The sequence below is a fragment of the Micromonospora sp. NPDC005710 genome, from assembly GCF_040630995.1.
Classification (GTDB): domain Bacteria; phylum Actinomycetota; class Actinomycetes; order Mycobacteriales; family Micromonosporaceae; genus Micromonospora.
This window is the reverse complement of the sequence record NZ_JBEXYP010000059.1, coordinates 1-4745: the sequence shown is the minus strand read 5'-3', so window position 1 is coordinate 4745 and position 4745 is coordinate 1. Positions and strand designations below refer to the sequence as shown.

Sequence of the window (4745 nt, the reverse complement as noted above, 5' to 3'; positions counted from 1 at the left end):
GGCGGGATCACGGCCCGCGTCGGTCATCGCCGAGGCGTGGTCGCGGAGCATGTCGATCAGGCCGGGCGACGACCTCAGATACTCGTCGGGTGGGAGCGGGCCGACGGCGCGTACAGCATGGCGGTCAGTCGGTGGCCCAGATTGCGCATGGCTTCGTCCTCGCGCTGCCGCCGCGCCACCCGGGTCATCCTTGATGGATGTTCACCCACCGGCGGGTCCTGCGCGGCCTCGCCGGCGGGGCAGCCCGCCCAGCCAGACATCCAGCTCCGCTGGGGAGCGCACCAACACCACCGGGGGGCCGGACGGGTCGGCCCGCCAGGCCCGCATCCTCCGTCGGGCCCGGCCGAACGCGGTGACGTGCCACACCAGGATCGAGTCCGCGGACAGCACACTGCCCAGCGACTCGCGGTTGCCGTTGCAGATCACCTCGCCGGTGGCCACCCGGCGCACGGTGCGGCGGAGCAACCGTCCGAACGAGCGCCACCGTGGATAGTCCAGGCCGACGACCAGGTCGGCGCGGGCCAGCGGGACGTCCCGCCAGCCGTGGTACGCCCCGTCGATGATCCAGCGGTCCCGTCGACAGATCTCCTCGATCCGGCTGCGCTGCTGAGCGACGGGCACCTCGACCCAGCCCGGCTGCCAGAGCAGGTCGTCCACCGGATACCACTGCAGGCCGAGGTGTTCGGCCAACCGCGCGGCCAGGGTGGACTTGCCGGAGCCGTACACCCCGTAGACCAGGATGCGACGCGGTGCGCTCATCGCGGCAGCGTAAATCAGTTGTCGTGCCTGGCCCGCCTCGGCCAGAGTGACGTCCATGACGTACTGACGGACACCACCCCCTGCTCCGCGCCACCGGTGATGCCTCCCGGGGGCCGTGACGCCGTCCGTTCCCGCGTCCACCGCCAGAGATGAGTTTCCTTGTCCCAGCACCACCTCCCTCGGGAGACACTGCCCCCGTCCGCCCCGGCCACCGTCACTGTGTTCGCCTCTCCCGCGAGCTGGATCGAGTCCGACGCGCTCGCGCAGTGCCAGCAGGTCGCCGCCCTGGACGGCATGCGGCACGTCGCCGCGATGCCGGATCTGCATCCCGGCAAGGGTGCGCCCATCGGTGCGGCCATGGCGTCGACAGTGCTGTACCCGTTCCTCGTCGGCTCCGACATCGGCTGCGGCATCGCCGTGTTCCCGATCACGCTCAAGCGGGCTGTACCGGAACGGCTCGCCGCCCGGTTCCCCGACCTCGACCAGGCGCTCGACCCGGTACGCGACGCCGACGACCCCGCCTGGGCCGTCGTCGACCATGACGTTCCGGCCGGTCACCTCGATGGTCTCGGGACGGTGGGCCGGGGCAACCACTTCGTGGAGCTGGCCCGGGTCGACACCGTCCTCGACGGACGACACGCGGGCCGGCTCGGGCTCGACGTGGGCGATCTGGTGCTCATCGTGCACAGCGGTTCCCGTGGCCTGGGCGAGCGGATCCTGCGGGCGCACACCGAGGTCCACGGCGCGGGCGCGGCCCCCGACCCGGCCGCCTACCTGCACAGGCACGACGAGGCGGTGCGGTGGGGCTCGCTCAACCGCCGGGTGCTGGCCGCCCGGGTGGCGCACGCGTTGGGAGCCGAGCCCACCACGCCGATCGTCGACCAGTGCCACAACCTGGTCGAGGTCCGGGACGGTGTCTACCTGCACCGCAAGGGCGCGGCGCCCGGTGACGGGCGGGACGTGCTGGTCGCCGGTACGCGGGGCACGGCGTCCTACCTGGTGGCCGCGCACGCCGGGCCGGACGCCAACCACTCGGTGGCCCACGGCGCCGGACGCAAGATGTCGCGCGCCGACGCCCTGCGGCGGGGCCGGGCCAAGCACACGGTCGAGGAACTCCGCCGTACCCCGGTGGGGTCGCTGGTGGTCTGCGGTGACCGGCAGCTCCTCTTCGAGGAGGCGCCCACCGCGTACAAGCGCATCGAGCAGGTGATCGCCGACCTCGTCGCGCACCAACTGGCCACGCCTGTGGTGAGCACGACGCCTCTGGTCACCTACAAGACACCCGACGTCGGGTCCGCCGCACGAGCGGACCGGCGGGGCCACCGCGGCCGGCGAGGCCGGTCGTGAACGCGTTGCTGCTGCTGTCCGCCGGACGCGGGCCGCAGGAGTGCGCCTGGGCGGTCGGTCAGTTGCTGCGTCGTCTGCGTGCCGAGGGCACCCGCCGAGGTCTGACGATCCAGCAGGTCGAGGCGGTGCCCGGTGACCGCGCCAGCACCTACCTGTCGGTGCTGATCCGGATCTCCGGCACCGACGCCGAGGCGTTCGCCGCCACGTGGACCGGGACGCTGTGCTGGCAGGCCCCCAGCCCGTACCGGTCAGGGGTCGGACGGAAGAACTGGTACGTCACCGCCCAGCCACCCGAACGCGACGCCCGGCCCACGCCGTTCCGCGAGGCCGACGTCGACGTCGTCGGCTGCCGTACCGGCGGGCCGGGTGGTCAGCACCGGAACAAGGCCAGCACGGCGGTACGCGCCACCCACCGTCCCTCGGGCCTGGTGGTGGTGGTGGACGAGGAGCGGCAGTTCGGTCTCAACCGCCGGGTCGCCCTGGACCTGCTGCGCCAACGCATCGAGCGGGGCGACGAGGAGGCGCGACGTGCCGTCACCACCGCCCGGTGGCGCATCCACGACGGGCTGGTTCGGGGTGATCCGGTGCGGGTGGAACGGCCCACGCCGTAGCGGCTCAGACCTCCAGCACGGCGTCCGCGAAGGCCTGCGGTGCCTCCTGCGGCAGGTTGTGCCCGACACCGCCCCCGACGGTCCGGTGCTCGTACGGGCCGGCGAACTGCTTGGCGTAGACGGTGGGCTCCAGGTGCGGCGCACCGTTGGCGTCGCCCTCCAGGGAGATGCTGGGCACCGTGATCTTCGGCTTCGCGGCCAGACGCTTCTCCAGCTCGTCGTACTGCGGCTCGCCGTCGGCGAGGGCCAGCCGCCAGCGGTAGTTGTGGATGACAATGTCGACGTGGTCGGGGTTGTCGAACGCCGCCGCGCTGCGGTCGAACGTCGCGTCGTCGAACGTCCACTGGGGCGACGCGGTGTGCCAGATCAGCTTGGCGAAGTCGCGCCGGTTCTTGTCGTACCCCTCCCTACCGCGCTCGGTGGCGAAGTAGTACTGGTACCACCACGCCAGCTCCGCCTTCGGCGGCAACGGCACAGTGCCGGACTTCTGCCCGTCGATCAGGTAGCCGCTCACCGAGACCAGCCCTCGGCAGCGTTCGGGCCACAGCGCGGCGACGACGTCGGCGGTCCGCGCACCCCAGTCGAACCCGGCGAGCTTCGCGGTGTCGATCTTCAGTGCGTCCATCAGGGCGATGAGGTCGAGCCCCATGGCCGCCGGTTCGCCGTTTCGGATGGTGTCGTCGGAGAGGAACTGGGTGGTGCCGTAGCCGCGCAGGTACGGGACGACGACCCGGTGACCGGCGGCGGTCAGCAGCGGTACGACGTCGGCGAAGCTGTGGATGTCGTAGGGCCAGCCGTGCAGGAGGATCACCGCGTCCCCGTCGGGCGGCCCGGCGTCCACGTATCCGACGTTCAGGACTCCGGCCTCGATCCGTCGCAGGTCAGTGAACCCGCCAGCGGCAGTTGCCATCGACTTCTCCCCGTGCCCGGACCTGCTCGGATGTGCTGATCACGGCTGAATCTAACGACCCGCCGGGAGCCCTGGGCACCGTTCACACGAGGACCATTCAACAGGTACCGAACCGGGTAGGGGGCCAGCTCCGGCAGGCCATGACCGTAGGGTGATGGCATGGCTGAGCGACCTCTGACCCTGATGGCGGTGCACGCCCACCCCGACGACGAGGCGACGAGCACCGGCGGCGTCCTGGCCCGCTATGCCGCCGAGGGGGTCACCACAGTGCTGGTGACCTGCACCGACGGGCGATGTGGGGACGGCCCGGGTGGGGTCAAGCCGGGCGAGGAGGGGCACGACCCGGCCGCCGTCGTGGCGATGCGCCAGGCCGAGCTGGAGGCCAGCTGCGCCATGCTCGACGTCACCCACCTGGAGACTCTCGGCTACGCCGACTCCGGGATGATGGGCTGGTCGACGAACGACCAGCCCGGCGCGTTCTGGATCACGCCGGTGGCGGACGCTGCGGCCCGGCTCGCGGAGCTGATCCGGCAGTACCAGCCGGACGTGATCGTCACGTACGACGAGAACGGTTTCTACGGCCACCCGGACCACATCCAGGCTCACCGGATCACCATGGCCGCCGTCGAGCAGACGGACGTCCCGGCGAAGGTCTACTGGACCACTGTGCCGCGTACGGCGTTCACCGAGTTCGGCCGGATCATGAAGGAGCTCGGCGTCGAGTGGGCCGAGCCGGACGGGACGGCACCGCAGCTCGGCCTGCCCGACGACGAGATCACCACCTGGGTCGACACCAGCAGGTACGGCGCGCAGAAGTTCGGCGCGCTGGCCACCCACGCCAGTCAGACCGAGAACATCTTCTTCCTGCAACTGGGCCAGGAGCGGTTCACCGAGCTGATGGGCGTGGAGACCTTCCTGCGGGTCCGGGACCGGACCGGCGCGCCGACCCCCGAGGACGACCTCTTCGCCGGCCTGCGCTGAGCACCAGTCCGTAGCGCCACCAGGCGTCGTCGGCCACGTGGCCGACTGGCTGGATTCATGTTCGGACCGTCCACCCGGTGGGGGTGGTGGTCACGGCCCGACGAGCGAACCATCTTTTGGCAGCTCGGCGGTCCGCC

5 protein-coding genes are annotated in these 4745 nt (G+C 71.4%); 3 read left to right on the top strand and 2 right to left on the bottom strand.

What is annotated here, in order from left to right; genetic code table 11:
- Positions 1-201: 201 nt before the first annotated feature.
- A complete protein-coding gene (locus ABZ406_RS30815; RefSeq protein WP_357769081.1) occupies positions 202-759 on the bottom strand; it encodes an adenylate kinase in 558 nt (185 codons plus the stop codon).
- 159 nt (positions 760-918) lie between these two features.
- Between ABZ406_RS30815 and ABZ406_RS30810 the strand changes: the two genes are divergently transcribed.
- Together ABZ406_RS30810 and prfH are read left to right on the top strand one after the other, a co-directional pair.
- Positions 919-2106, top strand: a complete 1188-nt coding sequence (locus ABZ406_RS30810) for an RNA ligase RtcB family protein (RefSeq protein WP_357769079.1) — start codon at positions 919-921, stop codon at positions 2104-2106.
- Positions 2103-2717, top strand: a complete 615-nt coding sequence (gene prfH / locus ABZ406_RS30805; RefSeq protein ID WP_357769077.1) for a peptide chain release factor H — start codon at positions 2103-2105, stop codon at positions 2715-2717. Before ABZ406_RS30810 ends, prfH begins: the two co-directional genes overlap by 4 nt.
- A gap of 4 nt (positions 2718-2721) precedes the next feature.
- Here prfH and ABZ406_RS30800 read toward each other — a convergent pair whose 3' ends face one another.
- Complete coding sequence (locus tag ABZ406_RS30800; RefSeq protein WP_357769075.1) at positions 2722-3627, bottom strand: alpha/beta hydrolase; 906 nt, start codon at positions 3625-3627, stop codon at positions 2722-2724.
- Positions 3628-3786: 159 nt separating this feature from the next.
- On the opposite strand from ABZ406_RS30800, the gene ABZ406_RS30795 reads away from it, so the two are divergent.
- Positions 3787-4608: a PIG-L family deacetylase gene (locus tag ABZ406_RS30795; protein WP_357769073.1), complete on the top strand. Its 822-nt coding sequence runs from the start codon at positions 3787-3789 to the stop codon at positions 4606-4608.
- Positions 4609-4745 lie beyond the last annotated feature (137 nt).